Source organism: Formivibrio citricus, assembly GCF_900115065.1.
In the GTDB taxonomy this organism is placed as follows: Bacteria; Pseudomonadota; Gammaproteobacteria; order Burkholderiales; family Chitinibacteraceae; genus Formivibrio; species Formivibrio citricus.
The window spans coordinates 1-2,096 of the sequence record NZ_FOVE01000038.1; the positions used below are offsets into that span (position 1 = coordinate 1).

The window sequence follows — 2,096 nt, forward strand, 5'->3', positions numbered from 1 at the left end:
GCCGGTGTATCGGCCTTCCCGATGGCCGCGCGCGTCTCCAACAAGCTGGGCCTGGAAGCCGATCCGCACAACTTCCTGCTGATGCATGCGCTGGGCGCCAACGTGGCCGGCCAGATTGGCTCGGTGGTGGCTGCAGGCGTGATGCTGGCGATCTTTGGTTACTAAGCAACACGTTCTCGCAACAAAGCAGCGGGCGGTCTTCGGACCGCCCGCTTTTTTGTTGTATTACCACCCCAAAAATCTGTTGAACTACTGAGGCGCAGAGAAAAACAAGTTGTTATGCTTTGAGATTTCTCCTCTCTACGGAGGCAGACATGCACAAGGCTCTGATTTATCGCTCTTCTCTGTGCCTCGGTGTCTCTGTGGTGAGGGGGCAGTTTGCAGATGTGTTGCAAACGGTCTTTGAGGAAAGCAAAAAAGCGGAACAAGCTCAGCCTGTTCCGCTTTTTGTTTGAAATGGTTGCTGCTGTTCGGGCTTATTTCACCAGCAATACCGGAATTTTCGACAGGTGGATGATTTTCAGCGAGATCGAGCCGACGATGAATTCATGGAAAGCGCTGCGGCCATGGGAGCCCATGACGATTTGATCGCATTGCAGCGAGTCGGCCAGATTTGCAATTTCTTCTCCTACCTTGCCGACAAGATGGTGGGAGATGTACTTTGCCCCGGCTGCCTCCAGAAGATCGCATGCGGCCTTCATGGCCTTTTCGCTTTCTTCGCGATGAAATTCGGCAATTTGCTCGCGCGATACAAAGCGGCTGACGTCGTTGGAAAGCGGGGGTTGAACATTGGCCAGATGAATTTCGAGTTCTTCGGGACTGGCGTAGAGCGCTCGCTTGGAAATGACCAGTGCGACTGCGCGCAGCGAGCATTCCGAGCCATCGACGGGAAGAAGTACTCTTTTCATGATTTCGCTCTCTCTGGATGAAGGGACGTAATTGTCCTGCGTCGGATCAAACAGCATCGGGTGCAAACCCTTCGAAGCGGCCTGCCGGTGCGGCAGAGCCATTCTTGTTTCTGTATAGCAAATTCAACGTCATGGGGATATGTGCGGAACTGCTGTTCGAAAACTTGTTTCGTTTGCAGTTCCGCCGAAGGAGGGTTAAGCCTGAGCGTTTGCGTGTTTCGGTTTTTTTGCAGCCAGCATTTTGCCTAGTGCGACGACCAGCGCAGCGCAACCAAACGGGACAATTTGATGCAAAGCGTGGAAATGCGTATTGACCCAGTTGGAGATGGCTTGATCGGTTACAGCCATTTCGCCGCCGACATAACCAAGCAGTGCAGCGCCGATGGTGATGATGACCGGAAAGCGCTCCATCAGGCGCAGCAACATATTGGCGCCGAAAACGATCAAGGGAATTGAAATGCCCAATCCAATGATCAGCAACAGGAAGTTGCCCTTGGCGGCCGCGGCAACGCCGAGCACGTTGTCCAGGCTCATCACCAGGTCCGCCATCAGGATGGTACGGATTGCAGCGGCCATGTTGTTGCTCGATTTGATGTCACCTTCTCCCTCTTCATCCGAATTGAGCAATTGAATGCCAACCCAAAGCAGGAATACCGAGCCAACCAGTTTCAGATACGGCATGTTGAGCAGTGATGCTGCGGTAAAGGTGAGAACAATCCGCATCACGATGGCTGCGCCGGAGCCCCAGATTACAGCCTTCTTTTGCTGTTCCGGTGGTAGTGAGCGGGATGCCAGGGCAATTACGACGGCGTTGTCGCCGGAGAGTACGATGTTGATCCCGATAATCTGCAAAAGCGGGACAAGAAACTCCGTTGGTAAAGAAAATAAATTCATCATCTGATGAGGTCCGATGCTGCGGTTCAGTGTCGGGCGTTATTTTACCTTGGTAGGCCGGTTAAGACCACCCGTTACTTTTGGTTTTTCATTATTGACTTTTTTAAAAAAGCAATGTTCGTGCGCCTAACAAGCAGTGTGATTTTGATGTGGCATGTTGTGCGGATGAAAGAGACAAGGCACGTAAAAGACAGTGCACGTAAAAACGGCCTCCCAGTTGGGAGGCCGTTGATTTTGCAGAATTATCTGCGCCGTTGTTTAGACGGTGAAGTGGATATGACCAAGCGCGAGGGC

Annotated in this window: 5 protein-coding genes; 3 read left to right on the top strand and 2 right to left on the bottom strand. The window is 52.4% G+C overall.

The genetic code is table 11. From position 1 onward, the window contains the following. A partial coding sequence (locus BMZ36_RS14900) for a sodium ion-translocating decarboxylase subunit beta (RefSeq protein WP_143086084.1) occupies window positions 1-165 on the top strand: 165 nt, incomplete at its 5' end. Window positions 166-314: 149 nt separating this feature from the next. Beyond that, complete coding sequence (locus tag BMZ36_RS14605) at window positions 315-455, top strand: hypothetical protein (protein ID WP_177187905.1); 141 nt, start codon at window positions 315-317, stop codon at window positions 453-455. Window positions 456-476: 21 nt separating this feature from the next. Here BMZ36_RS14605 and BMZ36_RS14165 read toward each other — a convergent pair whose 3' ends face one another. Further along, window positions 477-908 carry a universal stress protein gene (locus BMZ36_RS14165; RefSeq protein WP_177187906.1) on the bottom strand — a complete coding sequence of 144 codons (432 nt, stop codon included), beginning with the start codon at window positions 906-908 and terminating at the stop codon, window positions 477-479. Between the two features lie 195 nt (window positions 909-1,103). Next, entirely contained in the window at window positions 1,104-1,805 is a 702-nt protein-coding gene (locus BMZ36_RS14170) for a TerC family protein (RefSeq protein ID WP_505691144.1), read from the bottom strand. 3 nt (window positions 1,806-1,808) lie between these two features. Between BMZ36_RS14170 and BMZ36_RS14675 the strand changes: the two genes are divergently transcribed. Then, window positions 1,809-2,096 (top strand): hypothetical protein (locus tag BMZ36_RS14675; protein ID WP_218142744.1); only part of this gene is annotated, 288 nt, incomplete at its 3' end.

Excerpts from the sequence above, each read along its gene's own strand:
- BMZ36_RS14605 (WP_177187905.1), top strand. The coding sequence starts at position 315 with ATGCACAAGGCTCTGATTTATCGCTCTTCTCTGTGCCTCGGTGTCTCT.
- BMZ36_RS14170 (WP_505691144.1), bottom strand. The coding sequence starts at position 1,805 with ATGATGAATTTATTTTCTTTACCAACGGAGTTTCTTGTCCCGCTTTTG.
- BMZ36_RS14165 (WP_177187906.1), bottom strand. The coding sequence starts at position 908 with ATGAAAAGAGTACTTCTTCCCGTCGATGGCTCGGAATGCTCGCTGCGC.